General features: G+C 68.3%; 17 protein-coding genes. 9 read left to right on the top strand and 8 right to left on the bottom strand.

The window, feature by feature from the left end:
- Window positions 1–303: 303 nt before the first annotated feature.
- The 3 genes from ACM6LU_RS00875 to ACM6LU_RS00885 all read right to left on the bottom strand — a co-directional run bounded on the left by ACM6LU_RS00875 (window position 304) and on the right by ACM6LU_RS00885 (window position 3,647).
- Window positions 304–882 (bottom strand): TIGR00730 family Rossman fold protein, encoded by a 579-nt coding sequence (locus ACM6LU_RS00875; protein WP_414937046.1) that lies wholly within the window; start codon window positions 880–882, stop codon window positions 304–306.
- Window positions 882–1,673 carry a TIGR00730 family Rossman fold protein gene (locus ACM6LU_RS00880; protein ID WP_414935643.1) on the bottom strand — a complete coding sequence of 264 codons (792 nt, stop codon included), beginning with the start codon at window positions 1,671–1,673 and terminating at the stop codon, window positions 882–884. The genes ACM6LU_RS00875 and ACM6LU_RS00880 overlap by 1 nt, the downstream gene beginning before the upstream one ends.
- 111 nt (window positions 1,674–1,784) lie before the next feature.
- Entirely contained in the window at window positions 1,785–3,647 is a 1,863-nt protein-coding gene (locus ACM6LU_RS00885) for a glycoside hydrolase family 9 protein (protein WP_414935644.1), read from the bottom strand.
- Window positions 3,648–3,923: 276 nt separating this feature from the next.
- Between ACM6LU_RS00885 and ACM6LU_RS00890 the strand changes: the two genes are divergently transcribed.
- The 6 genes from ACM6LU_RS00890 (at window position 3,924) to ACM6LU_RS00915 (ending at window position 13,011) form a co-directional block, all read left to right on the top strand.
- A complete protein-coding gene (locus ACM6LU_RS00890; RefSeq protein ID WP_414935645.1) occupies window positions 3,924–5,246 on the top strand; it encodes a tetratricopeptide repeat protein in 1,323 nt (440 codons plus the stop codon).
- A 279-nt stretch (window positions 5,247–5,525) separates the two neighbouring features.
- Window positions 5,526–7,790 carry a M4 family metallopeptidase gene (locus ACM6LU_RS00895; protein WP_414935646.1) on the top strand — a complete coding sequence of 755 codons (2,265 nt, stop codon included), beginning with the start codon at window positions 5,526–5,528 and terminating at the stop codon, window positions 7,788–7,790.
- 90 nt (window positions 7,791–7,880) lie between these two features.
- Window positions 7,881–9,467, top strand: coding sequence for a M20/M25/M40 family metallo-hydrolase (locus ACM6LU_RS00900; protein WP_414935648.1), 1,587 nt, complete (start codon window positions 7,881–7,883; stop codon window positions 9,465–9,467).
- Between the two features lie 205 nt (window positions 9,468–9,672).
- Window positions 9,673–10,728: a chitinase gene (locus ACM6LU_RS00905; RefSeq protein ID WP_414935649.1), complete on the top strand. Its 1,056-nt coding sequence runs from the start codon at window positions 9,673–9,675 to the stop codon at window positions 10,726–10,728.
- 142 nt (window positions 10,729–10,870) lie between these two features.
- The gene (locus ACM6LU_RS00910; RefSeq protein ID WP_414935650.1) at window positions 10,871–12,124 is read left to right on the top strand and encodes a helix-turn-helix domain-containing protein; all 1,254 of its coding nucleotides are present in this window, start codon (window positions 10,871–10,873) and stop codon (window positions 12,122–12,124) included.
- Window positions 12,121–13,011, top strand: a complete 891-nt coding sequence (locus ACM6LU_RS00915) for an aminoglycoside phosphotransferase family protein (protein WP_414935651.1) — start codon at window positions 12,121–12,123, stop codon at window positions 13,009–13,011. The genes ACM6LU_RS00910 and ACM6LU_RS00915 overlap by 4 nt, the downstream gene beginning before the upstream one ends.
- Here the strand turns inward: ACM6LU_RS00915 and dapE are convergent.
- Window positions 13,004–14,077: a succinyl-diaminopimelate desuccinylase gene (gene dapE / locus ACM6LU_RS00920; protein ID WP_414935652.1), complete on the bottom strand. Its 1,074-nt coding sequence runs from the start codon at window positions 14,075–14,077 to the stop codon at window positions 13,004–13,006. The genes ACM6LU_RS00915 and dapE overlap by 8 nt on opposite strands.
- Before the next feature lie 48 nt (window positions 14,078–14,125).
- Here dapE and ACM6LU_RS00925 point away from each other — a divergent pair, with 48 nt between their 5' ends.
- From ACM6LU_RS00925 to ACM6LU_RS00935, 3 genes are all read left to right on the top strand, one after another.
- Entirely contained in the window at window positions 14,126–14,515 is a 390-nt protein-coding gene (locus tag ACM6LU_RS00925; RefSeq protein WP_414935653.1) for a hypothetical protein, read from the top strand.
- 28 nt (window positions 14,516–14,543) lie between these two features.
- Window positions 14,544–15,530 carry a 2,3,4,5-tetrahydropyridine-2,6-dicarboxylate N-succinyltransferase gene (gene dapD / locus ACM6LU_RS00930; RefSeq protein ID WP_414935654.1) on the top strand — a complete coding sequence of 329 codons (987 nt, stop codon included), beginning with the start codon at window positions 14,544–14,546 and terminating at the stop codon, window positions 15,528–15,530.
- A 581-nt stretch (window positions 15,531–16,111) separates the two neighbouring features.
- Window positions 16,112–17,083 carry a CHAD domain-containing protein gene (locus tag ACM6LU_RS00935; RefSeq protein WP_414935655.1) on the top strand — a complete coding sequence of 324 codons (972 nt, stop codon included), beginning with the start codon at window positions 16,112–16,114 and terminating at the stop codon, window positions 17,081–17,083.
- Here the strand turns inward: ACM6LU_RS00935 and ACM6LU_RS00940 are convergent.
- The 4 genes from ACM6LU_RS00940 to ACM6LU_RS00955 all read right to left on the bottom strand — a co-directional run bounded on the left by ACM6LU_RS00940 (window position 17,059) and on the right by ACM6LU_RS00955 (window position 19,261).
- The gene (locus ACM6LU_RS00940; protein ID WP_414935656.1) at window positions 17,059–17,286 is read right to left on the bottom strand and encodes a hypothetical protein; all 228 of its coding nucleotides are present in this window, start codon (window positions 17,284–17,286) and stop codon (window positions 17,059–17,061) included. The two genes, ACM6LU_RS00935 and ACM6LU_RS00940, sit on opposite strands and share 25 nt — an antisense overlap.
- 260 nt (window positions 17,287–17,546) lie before the next feature.
- Complete coding sequence (dapC, locus tag ACM6LU_RS00945) at window positions 17,547–18,638, bottom strand: succinyldiaminopimelate transaminase (RefSeq protein WP_414935657.1); 1,092 nt, start codon at window positions 18,636–18,638, stop codon at window positions 17,547–17,549.
- Window positions 18,635–18,955 (bottom strand): ferredoxin, encoded by a 321-nt coding sequence (fdxA, locus tag ACM6LU_RS00950; protein ID WP_007031860.1) that lies wholly within the window; start codon window positions 18,953–18,955, stop codon window positions 18,635–18,637. The genes dapC and fdxA overlap by 4 nt, the downstream gene beginning before the upstream one ends.
- 111 nt (window positions 18,956–19,066) lie before the next feature.
- Window positions 19,067–19,261, bottom strand: a complete 195-nt coding sequence (locus ACM6LU_RS00955) for a hypothetical protein (protein WP_076163259.1) — start codon at window positions 19,259–19,261, stop codon at window positions 19,067–19,069.
- Between the last annotated feature and the right edge of the window lie 35 nt (window positions 19,262–19,296).

Below are 19,296 nucleotides of genomic sequence, written 5' to 3' on the forward strand. Positions count from 1 at the left end.
CCAAACACAGCCACCCATCCCGGCGACCTTCACGAACTTCTGAGTCCCTCAAGGAGTCCTTCACGGACCCTGGGTCCCTCAAGGAGTCCTTCACGGACCCTGGGTCCCTCAAGGGGGCCTTCACGGACCGGCACTTCGCGGCCCCAGCGGCTCCAGCGGCTCCAGGCGTCACCGCAGCGGCACGTGAAGGCCTCCTTACCGCCTAAGCGAAGAAAGCTCGCCCCTCACAACCCTCCAAGTACAGAAAGGCCCCCTTCCTGTACCTAGGCGCAAGCAAAGGGGCCTTCATGCACTAAAAGAGCCCTACTTAACCCACTTAGGACGCGGCGGAGGCACGTAGCCCGCGAAGCCGTCCAGAAGCACCGAAGCGTCCGAATCGATCGAAAGCATGTCCCGGTACCCAGCCGACAGGAAACCCTCCGACACCATGTGGTCGGCGAACTTCAGCAGCGGCGCGTAGTACCCGCCGACGTCGACCAGCCCGATCGGCTTCTCGTGCAGCCCGAGCTGCGCCCACGTCCAGACCTCGAACAGCTCCTCCAGCGTCCCGGCCCCGCCCGGCAGCGCGAGGAACCCGTCGGACAGCGCGGCCATTTTCGCCTTGCGCTGGTGCATGTCGGCGACGGCGTGCAGTTCGGTCAGGCCGGCGTGTGCGATTTCGACGCTGCCCAGCGCCTCCGGGATCACGCCGATCACCTCTCCGCCCGCGGCCAGCGCGGCGTCCGCGATGACGCCCATGGTCCCGACCGAGGCACCGCCGTAGACGAGCCCGATCCCCCGCGAAGCCAGCAGTGTCCCCAGCGCGCGTGCCTCATCGGCGTAGCGCGGATCGAAGCCCATCGACGAACCGCAGAAGACGCACACCCGGCGCGGAGCCGCCATCAGTGGGTGTCGTCCCATGCCTGGTACGAGTCCTGCACGACCCGCACGGCGTCGTCGATGTCGTCGGTGACGTGCAGCAGGTCGAGGTCCTTCTCGCCGATTTTGCCCTCGGCGAGCAGCGTCTTGGCGATCCAGTCGTACAGGCCGCCCCAGTAGTCGCTACCGAACAGCACGACCGGGAACTTCGTGACCTTCTTCGTCTGCACCAGGGTGAGCGCCTCGAACAGCTCGTCGAGCGTGCCGAAGCCACCGGGCAGGCAGATGAACGCCTGCGAGTACTTGATGAACATCGTCTTGCGGGCGAAGAAGTACCGGAAGTTGACGCCGAGGTCGACCCACGGGTTCAGGCCCTGCTCGAACGGCAGCTCGATGCCGAGGCCGACGGAGAACCCGCCCGCTTCGTTGGCGCCGCGGTTCACCGCTTCCATCGCGCCGGGGCCGCCGCCGGTCATCACCGCGAAGCCGGCGTCGGCGAGCGCGCCGCCGATCTTGCGGCCGAGTTCGTATTCCGGGTGGTCCCGTTTGGTCCGCGCCGAGCCGAACACGGTCACCGCGCGCGGCACCTCGGCCAGCGCGCCGAAGCCCTCGACGAACTCCGCCTGGATCCGCAGCACGCGCCACGGGTCGGTGTGCACCCAGTCGCTCGGCCCCCGTGAGTCCAGCAGGCGCTGGTCGGTGGTGCTGCTGCCCTGGTCACGGCGATCCCGCCGCAGCACGACCGGGCCCTTGTGGCGCTCGATCGGACGTTCCGGGTACTGGCCGTCGGGGAACTCGCTGTTTGTCTCACTCACCCAACCAAGACTACGACGTCGTCACCGTCTGGAGCGGCAGCATCGCCGCGAACAGGAGTTGTCGGATTCGCGAACGTGGGGCCCGCCGGAGAGCGGGCCCCACGAACGCGTCTAGGAACGTCCTGCCAGCGAGAACGCGAGCATCGCCGTCGAGGTGAAGTCGATGGCGGGCTCGTTGCTCGGCCATGAGGCGAGGTCGTCGGTGTAACGGGACTCGGCCGTGTCGAAGGCGTCGTACGGCTTCGTGCACTCCTTCGCCCCGGCAGGGAACGGAAGGTCCGCGAAGTGTTCGGCCCCGTTCGGTCCGTTCACGACAGCGCCGTAGAGCACCTTGTCCTCACCCGCGAGGTTGGCCGCCTGGTGGTGCGGGCATTTCGGGGACGTCGTGCCGACCCCGACGACCAGCGAGATGCCCCAAGCGTTCGCGCCCAGGGTGAAGTTCCGTTGCTGCGAACCGAACGCCGCGTACCGCCGGTCACCGGTCACGTCGGCGTACAACCGCTCGGTCGCGGCGAAGCCGAAGCTCTTGCTGGCGGCGTCGAAGTCGGTGACGGACACAGCGGTCCGGAAAGGACTCTTCGCCGCGTTCGCGACACCTTCGTCGAGCTGACGCCGCAGGTCGCCGATCAGCTCCTTCGGGCCGAGCGCGGCACCCGGGACGCCGTGCCGCAGGAGCTTCGCCAGTTCGGCGTGTGCCAGCGCGCTGGTGTCGTACAGGTTGAGCGTGCTCTTCTCTTCGAGGTCGATGTAAGCCTTCGCCCAATGCGACGCCTGCCGCGTCCATTCGACCGATCGCGGGTCCCGCAAGGCCTTGCCCGCCAAAGCGAGCTGTGTCGCGCCGAGTTCCATGTCGTCCCGCCAGGACGATTCCGGGTAGTACGCGTGCGGGAACGCGGTGACGAGCTCGCCGACGTCCTTGGTCTTGGCCTGCGCGAAGACCGAGGCGGCCTCGGCGAGGTACTTCTTCGCCAGAGCGGGGTTCCGCTTCGCCTCGACCTGCGCGCCGAGCGCGAACGCGGAGGCCACGCGGCCGGCGAGGTTCGGGCTGAGCGCGGAACCGCCGGGGTTGGCGGGGAAGACCGGCCGGTGTTTGACGAAGTACTTGGGGTCACCGGATTTCACGTCGAGCGGGTCGTCGTCGTGCGGGTTCCGCCAGACGTCGTGATCGCCGAGGAACCCGAATTCGTCGCTGCCCGTCCCGATCCCGACCTGGGCGTAGAGCGTCTTGTTCCGCTGGTCCCACATCTTGTCGAGCCAGTCGAGGCCGAGCGTGACCTCCTTGGCCAGCACCGGGTCGTAGCCCTCGCGGAGCACATAACCCATCTCCGCCAGTGAATACGCCGTGTTCGAGGTGAACTTGACGAAGTCGCCCGCGTCGACCCAGCCGCCTTCGACGTCGATCGGCCCACCGACCGGCTTCAGCGGTTCGGCGATCTCGTCGCCGCCCTCGCCGACGAACACCGGCCAGTCGTAGACCGTGGCCTCCTTGTCCGCCAGGTGTGAAGGCTTCCTGCCGAGACGCCCGGGGATGATGTCGTCACCGTCGCGCTGCGCCTGGAAGAACTCGTTGGTGGCGCGGACGAGCGGCGTGAAGAGCCGCTGCCTCGTGTCCACCCGGAACGTCGGCGAGGTCGCCTTGGTCTCGCCGCTGACCTCGATCCGGTACTTGCCCGGCAGCCAGACCTTCGACAGGTCGAGCTGGTACACCGCCGGGTACTTCGCGTTCCACGCACCGAACGAGGGCCCGGTCCGTCCACGATGGACGGTCCAGCCTCGTTCGTCGACCACCGAGAACGACCCCGGCGCGCTGGACAGCAGATAGGCGTACTTGGTCTCGGTGATGCCGTAGCCGACCTGATCGACCCGGACCTCTCCTCGCACCGCCGCCGCGGCCGAAACCGCCGGAACCGTCAAACCCCCGAGGACCAGTGCCGACACCGCGGCCACCGCCCTGGACCAGGAACTCACCATCATCGGCGCCCCGCTCGAATTAGTTAAGAAAGTTTCCTTTTTATGGCGCATGACGCTAGCGCCAGGAGCACCCCCAGTCAATATGTCCGATTCGCCGGGTGAAAGTCACCGGAACGGGACCACTGTCAGCGGGTATCCCACAGATTGAGCCCCTGGAAGAGAACGTTGCCTCAAAGTCGGCACCGACTGTCTACACGTCGGCATCCGCGACGACACAGATCAGCGCGAACTCTCGTCCGAGGTCAGTCCGGTACTCGGGAAATCGTCTACCGTGGACTGATGCCCTCCCTGCGAACCGAGGCCGAATCGCTCGGCGCGCGGATCCGGCGGTTGCGCAAGGCGCGCGGGCTGACCCAGCGTGAGCTCGCCGAGCCCCGGTACGACCGCGGTTTCCTCGCCAAAGTCGAGTCCGGCAGCCGCGTGCCCTCGGACGACGTCCTGACCCATCTCGCGCGACGGCTCGGGCTGACCGCGGACGAACTCCGCTTCGGCAGGCCGCCGGGCGCCGCCGCGGAACTCACCGACGCGCTGGAAAGTGCATATCGGGAATTGCAACAAGGCGGACTCGGGGCCGCCGAGCGCGAATTCGCGCGGATAGAACAGCGAGCTGCCGCGTACCGCCTGCCCGACGTCCAGTGCCACGCGCGGTTCTATCTCGGCGAGGTCGACTGGCAGCGCTACGACATCCCGTTGGCGGACAAAGGGTTCGCCTACGCCATGGAACTCGCCGACGCCGCGTCACCTCGGTTGCGCGCGATGATCGTCAACCGCGTCGCCGCCTGCCGCGCGCTGTCGGGCGACCTGGGCGCGGCGGTCGCACTGGCCGAAACCGCGCTCGCCGGGCTCCGCGCCGCCGGCCCCGTCGACCCCGACGCCGAACTCGCGCTGGTGACCGCGCTGATCCACCCGCTCATCGAAATGGGTGCGCTCCGCCGTGCGCGGCGGGCCGCCGAAGAAGGGCGTCGGGCGCTGGCTTCCGCACACCGCAAGGACATCTCCGCGCGGTACCACCGGCAAGCCGCGCAGCTGTGGCAGGCGATCGGCCTGGCCGACCGCGCCGAAAAGGACCTTTCGCGGGCGTTGCGGCTGTTCACCTCCATCGGCTACGACCGTGACGCCGCCCGGAGCCGCTGGGCCCGTGGCTTCCTGTGGCGACGGCTGGGCAAACTCGACGACGCGCACGCCGAACTGCTGCTCGCCCGCGACCTCCTCGCCAAAGCCGGTTCGCGTGAAGGCGTCCTCGGCGCGACCATCGAACTCGCCGACGTCCGCCGCCGCCAAGGGGCACTCGACGAGGCCGCCGAACTCGCCGAGGGGATCCGGCCGCTTCTGGATCGATCCCCCGACGTCGAGGCCAAGGCGGAGGTTCTCCGCTTGCTGGGACTCATCGCCCGTGCCCGCGGCGATCTGCCCAAGGCGACCGCGTTGCTCGAAGAAGCCGCCACCGCACAGGAAAAGTCCGAACTGCGCGGCGCACTCGTCGCCACTTCGCTGCATCTGGGCGATACTTTGCGCGCCCGCGGATTAATCGACAAAGCCGCGGAGGCCTATCGGCGCGGCGTCCGCGCGGCCGCTATGTCCGATTCCGGGCCAACGGACTGAAAACCATACGAAAGTCGCTATATATCGCGACTGGCGACAAAAGCCTTACTACACAGGGATTTTATTCCTCGCATAGTGATCTTCACCCGTCCCGCTAGGCCATCCGGCCCATTGACGCCTCCCGTGACCGGCTCCTTTACTCGGACGTGTCCATCGAGATAACTCCAGTTATCCGAATGGACACGCTCCCCGTCCCCCGCCGTGCTCCCCGACTCGGTCGAATCCCCCGTCGCGCCTGTGGCCGTCCGGGTTCACGGTCCTGCCCATGGAAGGTTCCCCATGACCGTTCAGCGAGGGCTCAGAACAGGGTTGGCGGCCATCGCCGGCCTTGCCCTGAGCATGACGTTCCCGGTGACCCCGGCGAACGCGACCACCGCGACCGTCCAACCCGCGAGCCCCGACTCCGTGGCCGCGAGCGCGGCCGACCGGGCCGCCGCGACCGGTGTGGACCAGTTGCGCAAGGGTGCCGACGAAGGCTTCCGCCGCGTCGGACTGACCTCTGGTGGTGGAGGACTCTTCTACGCCGCTTACGAACGGACCTACCGTGGCCTGCCGGTCGTCGGCGGGGACGCGGTGGTGGTCGCCGACGGCGCCGGGCGCGTCCGCGGCACCAGCGCCGCGGAGACCGCGGCGATCTCGGTCGGCACCAAGGCCAAGATCACCGCGGCGAAGGCGGCCGAGGTCGCCCGCGCACAGCTGTCCGAAGTAGACAGTGTCACCGCGCCGAATCTCGTCGTGCTGGCCGGGAACTCCCCCAAGCTCGCTTACGAGGTCGTCGTCGCGGGCACCAAGGCGGCGACGCCGAGCAACCTGCACGTGTTCGTGGACGGCGCCACCGGCGCTGTCCTCCAGACGCGTGACGACGTCAAGATGTCAAACTTCTCCACCGCCGCCAAGGCGACGTCGAACGAAGCCAGTGTGCTGGGCGCCGGGAACAGTTACTACGTCGGCAACGTCACCATCGACACGACGAACTCCGGCGGCACCTACACCATGCGCGACCCGCAGCGCAGCAACATCAGCTGTGCCCGCCAGAACGGTTCGCCGTTCTCCGGGCCGGACGACAACTGGGGCAACGGTTCCGGCACCGACCTGGAAACCGCTTGTGTCGACGCGCTCTTCGGCGTCCAGACCGAGTGGAAGATGCTGAGCGAATGGCTCGGCCGCAACGGCATCAACGGCAACGGCGGCGGCTTCCCCGCCTACGTCGGCCTGAACCAGGCCAACGCCTACTGGAACGGCTCCTCGACCACCTACGGCCGCTCCTCCGACAGCCAGCGCCAGGCCACCCCGATGGACGTCGTCGCGCACGAGTACGGCCACGCCATCTTCCAGACCACGCCGGGCGGCGCGGGCAGCGGCAACGAGAACGGCGGCCTCAACGAGTCCACCGGTGACATCTTCGGTGCCCTCACCGAGCACTACGCGAACAACGCCAAGGACCGCCCCGACTATGACGTCGGCGAGGGCGTGAACCTGGTCGGACAGGGCCCGATCCGCTACATGAACCAGCCGAGCAGGATCTCGGGCAACCCGAACTGCTACTCGTCGTCCATCCCGAACACCGAGGTGCACGCCGCGGCGGGCCCGCAGAACCACTGGTTCTACCTGCTGGCCGAAGGAACCGCCCCGGTCGGCAAGCCTGCCAGCCCGACCTGCAACAACACCTCGATCACCGGCATCGGCATCCAGAAGGCGGGGAAGATCTTCTACAACGGCCTGTTGAAGAAGACCTCCAGCTGGAACCACCGGGCGGCCCGCAAGGCCACCCTGGAAGCGGCGCTCGCGCTGTACCCGGGTTCCTGCACCGAGTTCAACACCACCAAGGCGGCGTGGGAGGCCATCAGTGTCCCCGCGGCGACCGGTGAACCGACCTCGTGCACCCCGAGCGGCTCCGACTTCTCGGTCGGCGTCACCCCGGCGTCCGGCACGGTCAAGCCCGGCGAATCGGCGACCGCCACGGTGAACACCGCGACCGTCAACGGTGCGGCACAGTCGGTGGCGCTGAGCGCCAGTGGTCTCCCGGCCGGGGCGACCGCGACGTTCAACCCCGCTTCGGTCCAGTCCGGTGCCTCCTCGACGCTCACCATCGCGACGTCGGCGAGCACCCCTGAAGGCACCAGCACCATCACGGTGACCGGCACCGCGGCCAGCGGCGCGCACACCGCGCAGTACACGCTGACCGTCGGCACCGGCGGCAACATCCGGTCGTTCAGCAACGACACCGACTTCCCGCTGAACGACTACGCCACGGTGAACAGCTCGATCACCTCGACCGCGACCGGCAACGCCGTGTCGCCGGTGAAGGTGACGGTCACCGGGACGCACACCTGCTCCGAGGACCTTCGCATCAGCCTGAAGGCCCCCGATGGCAGCACGTACTCGGTGAAGGCGACCGGTTCCCTGCCCTGCACCGATCTGGGCACCCGGAACTACTCGGTCCCGGTGACCAACGAAGTCGCGGCAGGCACCTGGACCCTCGTGGTCTACGACGCCTACGCACAGGACACCGGCACGCTCAGCAGCTGGTCGATCACCGTCTAGCTCTCCCTCGCGCGTGAAGGACTCCTTCCCTCGACTCGGTCGAGGGAAGGAGTCCTTCACGCAAACCCGATCCAGGAAGGAAACCCCGGCATGAAGTGGGGAAAACGATTAGGAGTGGCCGTCATCGGCATGGCCGCCGTATTGGGCGTCGTCACGGCGCCCGCGCAGGCGGCAGGCAACGCCGCGCCGGACATCTCGCTGGCCAACGTCAAGGCGCACCTGAGCGCACTGCAGACGATCGCCAACCAGAACGGCGGCAACCGCGCCTCGGGACGGCCGGGCTATCCGGCGTCGGTGTCCTATGTGGCGCAGAAGCTGCGCGGCGCCGGCTACAACGTCACGCTGCAGACCTGCACGAGCTGCGCGGGTCAGAACCAGAACATCATCGCGGAATGGCCGCAGGGTGACGCCAACCAGGTCATCATGCTGGGTGCGCACCTCGACAGCGTCGCCGCAGGCCCCGGCATCAACGACAACGGTTCGGGCTCGGCCTCGATCCTCGAAGTCGCGCTGACGCTGGCCCGTGAGAACCCGACGATGGCCAAGCGGGTCCGCTTCGGCTGGTGGGCCGACGAGGAGTCCGGCCTGCGCGGGTCCAAGCACTACGTCGCCAACCTGCCCGCCGCCGAGCGCACGAAGATCAAGACCTACCTGAACTTCGACATGATCGGCTCCGACAACTGGGGCTACTTCGTCTACGACGACGTGGCTTCGGTCAAGGCCGTGTTCGACGAGTACTTCACGTCGATCGGCATCCGGACCGAAGGCGACACCGAAGGCGACGGCCGCTCGGACCACGCGTCGTTCAAGAGCGCGGGCATCCCGGTCGGCGGTCTCGCGACCGGCGCCGGCTACACCAAGAGCGCCGCACAGCAACAGAAATGGGGCGGCACCGCCGGAAGGGCGTTCGACAGCTGCTACCACCGCGCCTGCGACACGCTGTCCAACATCCCGGACACCCCGCTGGAGAAGAACAGCGACGCGATCGCCTACGCGGTCTGGAAGCTGGCCGTCGGCGCCTCCACGAGTCCCGACTTCTCGCTCGGCCTCTCCCCGGCCTCCGGCACCGTCCAACCAGGACAGTCGGCGACCGTCACGGTCAACACCGCGACCACTTCCGGTGCGGCACAAACGGTTTCACTGAGCGCCAGCGGTCTACCCGCCGGAGCCACCGCGACGTTCAACCCGGCTTCTGTGCAGTCGGGCGGATCCTCGACGCTCACCATCGCGACGTCGGCGAGCACCCCTGAAGGCACCAGCACGATCACGGTGACCGGTGACGGGACCTCGGTGGACCGCACGGCGCAGTACACGCTCACCGTCGGCAACGCCGGCGTGCGCACGTTCACCAACGGCGCCGACTTCGCGCTGAACGACTACGCCACGGTGAACAGCCCGATCACCTCCACCGCAACGGGTTCGGCGACATCGCCGGTCAAGGTGACCGTCACCGGGACGCACACCTGCTCCGAGGACCTTCGCATCAGTCTGAAGGCACCCGACGGCAGTACTTACTCGGTCAAGGCCACCGGATCCCTTCCGTGCACCGACCTCGGTACCCGGGACTACTCGGTCCCGGTGACCAACGAGGCCGCTTCCGGCACTTGGACGCTCGTGCTCTACGACGCCTACGCCCAGGACACCGGCACCCTCGACAGCTGGACCATCACCGTCTGACCCGCTGAATCGACAGGGCCATCTCACGGGGACACCCGGCTTCGTGAGATGGCCCTGTCCTTTCGCGGGGAAGAATCCGGCAACTCTTCGATATCTGGTCTAGACCACCCGATCGTCGGTAGCGCCACTCATGCACGGCGACCTATGTTGAGCCGAACGGCCGCTTCCTGTTCGTTCACAATCGCTTTCGAGATGGGAGCTGGGTATGTTCGGTCGCGTCTCACGGCTGCTCGCAATCACCGGCGCGGCGGCACTCGCCGTCACCACCTTGGTCGTCCTGACCCCGGCGCAGGCGTCGGTGGACGCCGAGGTCTGCGCGGTCAAATCGAAGCCGGCGGGCAAGGTCCTGCAGGGCTACTGGGAGAACTGGGACGGGGCCTCGAACGGCGTCCATCCGCCGATGGGCTGGATCCCGATCACCGACGCGCGGATCAAGGCCAACGGGTACAACGTGATCAACGCGGCCTTTCCGGTCATCCTGTCCGACGGAACGGCAAAATGGGAGGATGGGATGGACGCGACTGTGAAGGTCGCGACTCCGTCCGAAATGTGCGCCGCCAAGGACGCGGGCGCGACGATCCTGATGTCGATCGGCGGTGCCACCGCGGGCATCGACCTGAACTCGGCCACCGTGGCGGACAGGTTCGTCGCGACCATCGTGCCGATCCTGAAGAAGTACAACTTCGACGGGATCGACATCGACATCGAGACCGGCCTCGTCGGCAACGGGAACATCAACACGCTTTCCGCGTCCCAGAAGAACCTCATCCGCATCATCGACGGCGTACTCGCGGCGATGCCGTCGAACTTCGGGCTCACCATGGCGCCCGAGACCGCGTACGTCACCGGTGGCAGCGTCGTCTACGGCTCGATCTGGGGCGCGTACCTGCCGGTCATCAAGAAGTACGCGGACAACGGCAGGCTGTGGTGGCTGAACATGCAGTACTACAACGGAAGCATGTACGGCTGCTCCGGCGATTCGTACCAGGCCGGGACGGTGCAGGGCTTCGTCGCGCAGACGAATTGCCTCGACAAGGGCCTGGTGATCCAGGGCCAGACGATCCGGGTTCCCTATGACAAGCAGGCGCCGGGTCTGCCCGCACAGGCCGGAGCCGGTGGAGGCTACATGGCGCCGAGCCTGGTTTCCCAGGCGTACCGGAGCATTCCGGCGCTCAAGGGTCTCATGACCTGGTCGATCAACTGGGACGGTTCGCGGAACTGGACCTTCGGGAAAAACGTGAAGTCACTCCAGGGCCGCTGAGCATCTCGCGCGATACCTGGCGCATTTAGTCCTCTAGTTGCGGTAGTTGCGTGTGCAAGGACCGCAACTAGAGGACTAAATGCGGTCGGTCGGTGGGATACGCGCGCAACCTTCGGCGCGGTCGGCCGTATCGTTCCCGGGTATGGGCGAGGAGGTCGGCGGACGGCTACGGCGGTTGCGCGCCGAACGCGGCCTGACGCAGCGCGAACTCGCCGAACCGCACTACACCGCCGCGTACGTCTCGTCCGTCGAGACGGGTGCCCGGACCCCGTCCGGTGACGCGCTGCGCCACTTCGCCGCGCGGCTCGGGGTGGACACCGGCGAACTGCTCGGCGTGACCTCGCCCCGCGACGACGTCCGGCTCGAGCTGGACATCGCGGCCGCCGCGGCGGACTTCCTCGCGGGAAACGGCTCGGCGCCGAAGATGCGGCGGCTGGCGCGGCACGCGAAGGGGATCGGCAGGACCCGCCAGGCCGGGCTCGCCTGGCTGTGGCTCGCACGGTACGCCGAAGGCGAAGCTCGGCCGCGACTGGTGGCCGCCGCCGAAACCGCTCTCGACGACGACATCCCGCCGTACCGGGAACTGGCCATGGCGCTGCGGGCGAACACGCTGATCGACCGCGGCGAGCCACACCACGCCATGCACCTGCTCCGGACCGCGCTCGACGCGAGCCTCGACCGTCATCCGCATCCGGTGCTCCTGTTGACGCTGCACGCGTACCTCGCCGACGGGCAGCTCCGCCTCGGCGAGACCACCCATGCCGCGCACCACGCCGGCGAGGCGCTCCGGCTGGTCCGCGGCGGCGAGGAGATCCTGGCCGAGCTCACCGAGAACCAGCGTCGGCTGGCCGAGGCCTATCTCGGCGAAGGACGGGTAGCCGACGCCGTCGCCGCCGTGTCGGCGCTGCACGACCTGCTCCACGAACGCGCGCTGCGGCCGGTGCTGGCCCGGTGCTTGTTCGCGCGGGCGCTGGTCCGGCGAACCGACGATCTCGATGGCGCTCTCGCGGACCTTCGCGCGTCACGAGCGGCCGTGTCCGATCCTGCCGTCACCCTGGAACTCGCCGATCTCTGCCGCGAACTCGGCCGTCTCGACGACGCCGCCGTGCTGCTCGCCGAAGCGGCCGAAGCCATCCCGGAGGACTCGCCACACTCCGCGTCCCTTACGTTCCAGCAGGGCTTACTCGCTCTGGCACGCGGAGACCTCGAAGCAGCCGAAACTAACTTCGCGCACGCCATCGACATCGCCGCCCTCCGCGAGGCTCGCGGCGTACTGGCCGCTTCGGTGGACAAAGCGGGAGAGCTGCTTCGCGACCAGGGGCGAACCGAAGAGGCCGTGGATCTGTTGCGGCGCGGACTGCTCCTACTAGGCGCCGAGGAGGACATTCCGAAATGACCGAAGTGGACAGGGAAGACATCCGTACCCGGCTGGTGAGCCGATTCGGTCCTGAGGCCGAAGAATGGCTCGCCGGGGTTCCGTCTCTCGCCGCGCGGCTAGCCTCCCGGTGGGGCTTCGTGCTCGGCGAGTTGTTCGAGAGCGGCGCCTCGTCCGTCGTCCTGCGTTGCCGCTGGTCCGACGGGACCCCGGCGGTACTCAAACTCAGTCCGGACCGGGCGCTGCCGGCCAAGCAGATCGAGATGCTGCGGGTGTTCGCCTCATCGGGCCGCGTGCCCGCCGTGCTGGCCGCCGACGCGGACGCCGGAGCGATGGTGCTGGAGGAGATCCTGCCGGGCACCGAGGCCGAGGACCTGCCCTCGCCGTCGTTGCCACAGCGGTGGGGAGAGCTGCTCGCCGCGCTGCACTCCGTGGACACGCCCGCGCACTGGCCGTGGAGCCTGCGCGGCCGGTGCGAGGAGGCCTTCGACCGGATCGGCCGGAGGCTGACCGATCCGGCCATCGACGCCCGGATCGGCAAGGAAACCTGGCGGCGGGCGATAAAGCGCTGTGAGACATTGCTGGACACGCAGGACAGGGTCGTGTTGCTCCACGGCGATCTGCACCTCGGCAACGTCCTGGACGGCGGCCCGTCGCGCGGGCTGATCGCGATCGATCCGAAGGCATGCGTGGGCGATCCGTGTTACGACGCCGTCGACTACGTGGTGTCCGGCGCCGGACACGAGGGTGTCGGGGCCCGGTGCCAGGTGGTGGCGAGCGCGTGCGGGCTCGACGGAGACAGGTTGTACGCCTGGAGCCGGGTCATCGCGCCCATGTTCGCCATCGCGTACCTCACTCATGGCGGTCCAGAGGGGGCGATCGAGGAACTGCTCGCCCTGGCTAGCTGAGGAACTCGCGCAGCACCGCGGCGACCTGCCGGATCTGACCGGCCCGCACGTTCTCCTGCCGCGTGTGCGCCAGCGTCGGGTCGCCTGGCCCGAAGTTCACCGCCGGAATTCCGAGAGCCGCGAAGCGCGCGACATCGGTCCAGCCCAGCTTCGCGACCGCCTTGCCGCCTGCCGCCGCGACCAATTCAGCCGCCGCGGGGGCGCTCAGACCAGGCAGCGCACCCGGCGACAAGTCGACGATCTTGACGTCGTAGCCCTCGAAGACCTCGCGAAGGTGTGCCTCCGCCTCCTCGGCGCCGCGGTCGGGGGCGAACCGGTGGTTGATCGTGAGCACGGCCTCGTCCGGCACGACGTTGCCCGCGACACCGCCGCCGATCTTCGTGGCCTGCAGGCCTTCGCGGTAGGTCAGGCCGTCGATGTCGACCACCCGCGGCGTGTACTCGGCCAGCCTGCGCAGCGGTTCGGCGAGGCCGTGGATCGCGTTGACGCCCATCCAACCGCGCGCGGTGTGCGCTCGGACGCCTTCGACGCGGATCTCGATCCGCATCGTGCCCTGGCAACCACCCTCGATACCACCGTTCGACGGTTCGCCGAGAATCGCGAGGTCCGCCCGCAGCCACTCGGGCAGCTCGCGCTCGATACGGCCGAGGCCGTTCTTCGTCGCTTCGATCTCTTCACAGTCGTAGAACACGAAGGTCAGGTCGTGCCTCGGCTCGCGCAGAGCGGCGGCGAGGTGCAGGAAGACGGCGTCGCCGCTCTTCATGTCGACAGTGCCCAGGCCGTGCAGGACCTCGTCGTCGCCGGTCCCCTCACGACGTACCGGCAGGTTCTCGTTGACCGGAACGGTGTCGAGATGCCCGGCCAGCATCACCCGCGAAGAGCGGCCGAGATTCGTGCGGGCGAGGACGGCGTCGCCGTTGCGGATCACCTCGAGGTGCGGTGCCTGCGTCTCCAGCGCGGCCTGCACGGTGTCCGCGATGACCTTCTCCTCTTCCGAGACGCTGAAGATGTCCACCAGCGCGGCGGTGAGGTCGACGGGGTCCGCGTGCAGATCGAGCGAAGGCATGCCCGCACCGTACCCGCGTGGTCGCCGGGCTACCGTGAAGGAGTGCGCATGCGAGCGATCTTGGCCTGCCTTCTCCTGCTGCTCGGCGGCTGCGGATCGGGCGAGGTCCCGGTGACGGTGAAGCCCACCCAGAGCACGGCGCCGGACGTGCTGCCGATCAAGCTCAAGGCGCTGACCACCGACCAGTGCTATCTGGCGCCGGGGACCGAGTCGCCCAAGGGCTGCCAGAAGTACGTCACCGAACTCTCCGGCGCCGCGGGCGGCATCCGCAAGCGCCGCCCGGACCTGTCGTCGCACGCCGACGCCCTCGATCGCCCGATCTCGGCGTTCCGCACCACGAACTGCCAGGACCAGCCTGCCCCCGGCGGCCCGTGCGGACAGGCCCTCGGTGCCATGTCGGCGGCACTGACCTCGGTGAAGAGCCTCGTCGGCGGCTGACGTCGGTCACTGGGTTACCGTTCAGGGCGTGAGCGAGCAGACCCCTGATCCCGAAACGACCGGCGCCACCGGCGTCGGACTGGCCACCGTCACGACCGACGGCACGGTGCTGGACACCTGGTTCCCGCTGCCCAAGCTGACCGAGCGTGCCGAGGGCAAGCCCGGCACGGTGCGGCTGACCGCCGAAGAGGCCACCGAGGCCCTCGGCGAGGCGGCCGCCGCCCAGCTCGGGCCGGACACCGACCGCGGTGTCGAGGTCGTCGCGGTCCGCACGACCATCGCCGGCCTCGCCGACGCCCCCGGTGACACACACGACGTCTACCTGCGCCTTCACTTGCTGTCGCACCGCCTGGTCCAGCCACACGGCGCGAGCCTGGACGGCGTCTTCGGCCTGCTGGCGAACGTCGTGTGGACCAACCACGGGCCGTGCCCCGTCGAGGGCTTCGAGGCGACCCGGCTGCGGCTGCGGGCGCGCGGCAACGTCACCGTCTACAGCGTGGACAAGTTCCCGCGGATGGTGGACTACGTCGTGCCCACCGGCGTCCGCATCGCCGACGCCGACCGCGCCCGCCTCGGCGCGCATCTGGCCAACGGCACCACGGTCATGCACGAGGGCTTCGTCAATTTCAACGCCGGCACGCTCGGCGCCTCCATGGTCGAAGGCCGGATCTCGGCGGGCGTCGTGGTCGGTGACGGCTCCGACGTCGGCGGCGGCGCGTCGATCATGGGCACGCTGTCCGGTGGCGGCAGGGAGACCATTTCGATCGGCGAGCGCTGCCTGATCGGCGCGAACGGCGGCGTCGGCATCTCGCTCGGCGACGACTCGGTCGTCGAAGCCGGCCTGTACGTCACGGCGGGCACGAAGGTGAACTTCGAGGGCAAGGTCGTTAAGGCGCTGGAGCTGTCGGGCATCTCGGGCGCGGTCTTCCGGCGGAATTCCGGGACCGGCACCGTCGAGGTCGTCGCGCGCACCGGCGTCGGGATCGAGCTGAACGCGGCCCTGCACGCCAACTGACCTGCCGCGAGGCGTGACCAGGCGGATGACAGGAGGGTGTGTGGAAATAGAGACGTTGAGTGTCCCTATTTCCACACACCCCTCACCCCGCGTAGCGGACGCTAACTGATCGCGTGGATTTTGGACGTTAGATGTCCCGAAACCCACACAGTCACCTGAGGTGGCCCAGGGCCGCTTCGGCGCGGGAGCAGGGGACCTTTGCTGCCGCTTTTGGTCTCCCGGGTGTCGCGAAAGCCACTTTCGCGACGTCTGATGTCTCGGAAAGTGGCTTTCGCGACACCCTCGGCAGCACGAAAAGAGAGCAAGGGACCTTTGCTGTCACTCTCCCCCAGAGAGCGATAGCAAAGGTCCCTTGCTTCTGTCACGGTCTGGGGGTGTCTCCCGGGTTTGAAGTGGACTGGTTGGGTGAGGGGCACGCGCGCGCGTTTCTTTTGGCCGGAGGCCTCGGGTTTGCGGGGGCGGGCCGCTGACACGGCTGGGTGAGTGATCCGCCATTTCCGTAGCCCGGCCGCGGAAATCCGGAAGCGCGCTCTGAGCGACACAGCCTGGACCACCTTGCCAGTTCACCTAGAATTCATCTTGTGACAGCCGAGACCCTGCCGCGCAAAAACGCCCCTTCGACCACTCCTGCCGCGCTCGGACTCGGCGACCGTCCCGCGAAAGCCGGGCCGGACGATCCGGCGGCCGCCCACGTCCGGGTCAAACTCGACGTCGAGATCCGCGCGCTCCTCGCGCACGAACCCGGCACCAAATCCGGCGCCGACCCCGAGGACCTGCACCAGATGCGGGTCTCGCTGCGCCGGATGCGCAGTGTCCTCAAGCTGTCGGGCCGCCTTGTCGGCCCGGACGCCGAACCGGTGCGCGCGGAACTCGGCTGGCTCGGCCAGTCGCTCGGCGACGTCCGCGACTACGACGTCCTGATCGGGCATCTCCGCGAGGTCGTCGCCGAGTTCGAGGTGCGCGACCAGCCCGCGGCGCGCCGTCTGGTCTCGATGTTCGTCACCGAACGCGGTGTCGCGAAACGGCGGCTCACCCGCGCGCTCGCCAGCCCCCGGTACGCCTCGATGTTGCGGGACATCGGCCGTCTCGCCCGGCCGCCCGCGGCCGAAGAGTCCGCCTCCGAAGCCCCTCTCACCTCGGCCGGCCTCATCGCCGGGCTGGCGAAGCCGCACCGCAAGCTCGCGAAGGCGGTGAAGGCGCTTCCCTCGAATCCCCCGGATGACGACCTTCACGCGCTCCGCATCTACGGCAAGAAACTGCGCTATGCCGCCGAGATGGCCAAGCCTGCCGCGAAGAAGAAGCAGGCGGCGAGAATCCAGAGGCTGATCAAGGCGACGAAGGACCTTCAGACCGTTCTCGGGGACCACCAGGACGCCTGTGTCGCCGCCGATCGCATGCGGGGAACCTTGGACTCCAGCGACGTCGAGGTCGCCTTCATCGCGGGCCGGGTCGCGGAGAAGGAACTGCTGCGCCGCGCCGAGGTCCGTGCTGTGTGGCGCGACGTCTGGGCAGAGGTCGACGCGGCCGCTCAGGCGGTGAGCCCGCGAATGTAGCCGTCCGGGCGGATCTGCACCTGTCGCCCGTTCTCGGCCTCGTACGCGGCGAAGGCGCGCCCGCCGACGTCTTCGAAGTCCCCATCGGACAGTGCGCTGCCCTCGGGCAGGATCCGGCGGGCGCCTTCGAGAGTCGGACCGTCGCCGAACACCAGCACCGTCGCCTGCGGACCGTGCGGCAACGCCTCGGGCGAGCGGTCCACCGCGGTACCCGATGTCGAACTGGCGGGTGTTCTCGCCGCGCTCGTGGGCGTCGTCCGCGCCCTCGGTGTACTTCTCGAGCAGCTCGGTACTGATCTTCAGCACCCGCGCGGCGACTCCTCGCCGACCCGGACCCGCTCACCGGGCTGCGATGTGAGCTGAAGGGGCCCATGGCCGCATGTGATGCGGCGAAGGGCGCTTTCACCGCGTCGGATGCGGGGAAAGTCCCCTTCAGCTCACGGCGCCAGGTACTTGCCCAGCCTCAGGAAGCGAGCCGCTCCGCGGCCGCCTCGATCCGCTCGTCCGTGGCCGTCAGAGCGATGCGCACGTGCCGGCCACCCGTCGGCCCATAGAACGTCCCCGGCGCGGCGAGGATGCCGCGCTCGGCCAGCCAGTCGACCGTGTCGAGCGCGGTTTCCCCGCGCGTGGACCACAGATACAGCCCCGCCTCGGAGTACGAGATCTCAAAATTGCTGTCCAGCAACGCCTTCCGCAGCACCAGTCGGCGGCGCGCGTAACGCTCCCTTTGCGCGGCAAGCGCTTCGTCGTCCTTCAGCGCGGCGACCATGGCCTCCTGCACCGGCCGCGGCATGATCAACCCGGAGTGCTTGCGAATCTCCAGCAGCGCGTCGACGAGCTTCGGGTCACCGGTGACGAACCCGGCCCGGTAGCTCGCGAGGTTCGCGGACTTCGACAGTGAGTGGACCGCGAGCAGGCCGTCGAGGGAGCCGCCGTGCACGGACGGGTGCAGGATCGACACGGGCTCGCTTTCCCAGCCCAGCGCCAGATAACACTCGTCGGAGACCACGACGACGTCGCGTTCCCGCGCCCATTCGACGACTTTGCGCAGGTGGTCGGCACCGAGCACGCGACCGGTCGGGTTGGACGGCGAGTTCAACCACAGCATCGACGGCCGCTGCGGACCGAGCGCGAAAGTGCTGTCCGCGCGTAGCAGCGAAGCACCCGCCAGCAGCACACCGACCTCGTAGGTCGGGTACGCCACTTCGGGAATGACGATGAGGTCACCAGGGCCGAAGCCAAGCTGACGCGGCAGCGAGGCGACCAGTTCCTTCGAACCGATCGTCGGCAGGACGGCCGCTTCGGGAACGCCCTCGACACCGTGACGCCGTGAAAGCGCGTCTATCGCGGCCGCCCTCAGCTCAGGTGTCCCGTGCGTGGTCGGGTACCCCGGGACCTCCGACACGGACGCGAGCGCCGCGCGGATGCTTTCGGGGACCGGATCCACCGGCGTGCCGATCGACAGGTCGACGATTCCACCGGGATGCGCCTGGGCCTTCGCCTTGGCTTCGACGAGGGAGTCCCAGGGAAAATCAGGAAGGGCGATCCGGCTCATTCGCCCTGCGGGGGAAGAGCCTTGATGAAGGCGGGGTCGTGGCTGGTCTTGCCGACCTTCGAGGCGCCGCCGGGCGAGCCCAGCTCGTCGAAGAAGTCGACGTTGGCCTTGGTGTAGGCGTTCCACTCGTCGGGGACGTCGTCCTCGTAGTAGATCGCCTCGACGGGACAGACCGGCTCGCAGGCACCACAGTCGACGCATTCGTCCGGGTGGATGTACAGCATCCGGTCACCCTCGTAGATGCAGTCCACGGGGCACTCGTCGATACACGCCTTGTCGAGCACGTCGACGCAGGGTTCGGCGATCACGTAGGTCACTGCGCACTCCTGCTTTATCTCTGCTTCACCAGTCTGCAACGGACATTACGCGCCCACGGGCGCGACCAGCCCGCTTAGGCCACCCTTATCCGTACCCCGGGTATGGGCCCCTCAGCGGTCCTTTCGGCGAGGCGGCGGAGTGGCCCTGCTGTCCCCGGTGATGACGAACTTCGGCGCGGCGGGTTTCGCCTTTTCGGCGTCCGCCTCTTCGACGGCCTTCTCCGAGCCCAAAGCCCGGTTGAAGCCGTCGGAGATCTCGCGGACCAGGTCTTCGTTGTGCCGGTCGTCCTTGCGCGCGATGCTCATCGGGTTCCTCCCACTGCCTTCCTTGGCACAATCTA

It is taken from the genome of Amycolatopsis sp. cmx-11-51, assembly GCF_047608665.1.
Classification (GTDB): Bacteria; Actinomycetota; Actinomycetes; order Mycobacteriales; family Pseudonocardiaceae; genus Amycolatopsis.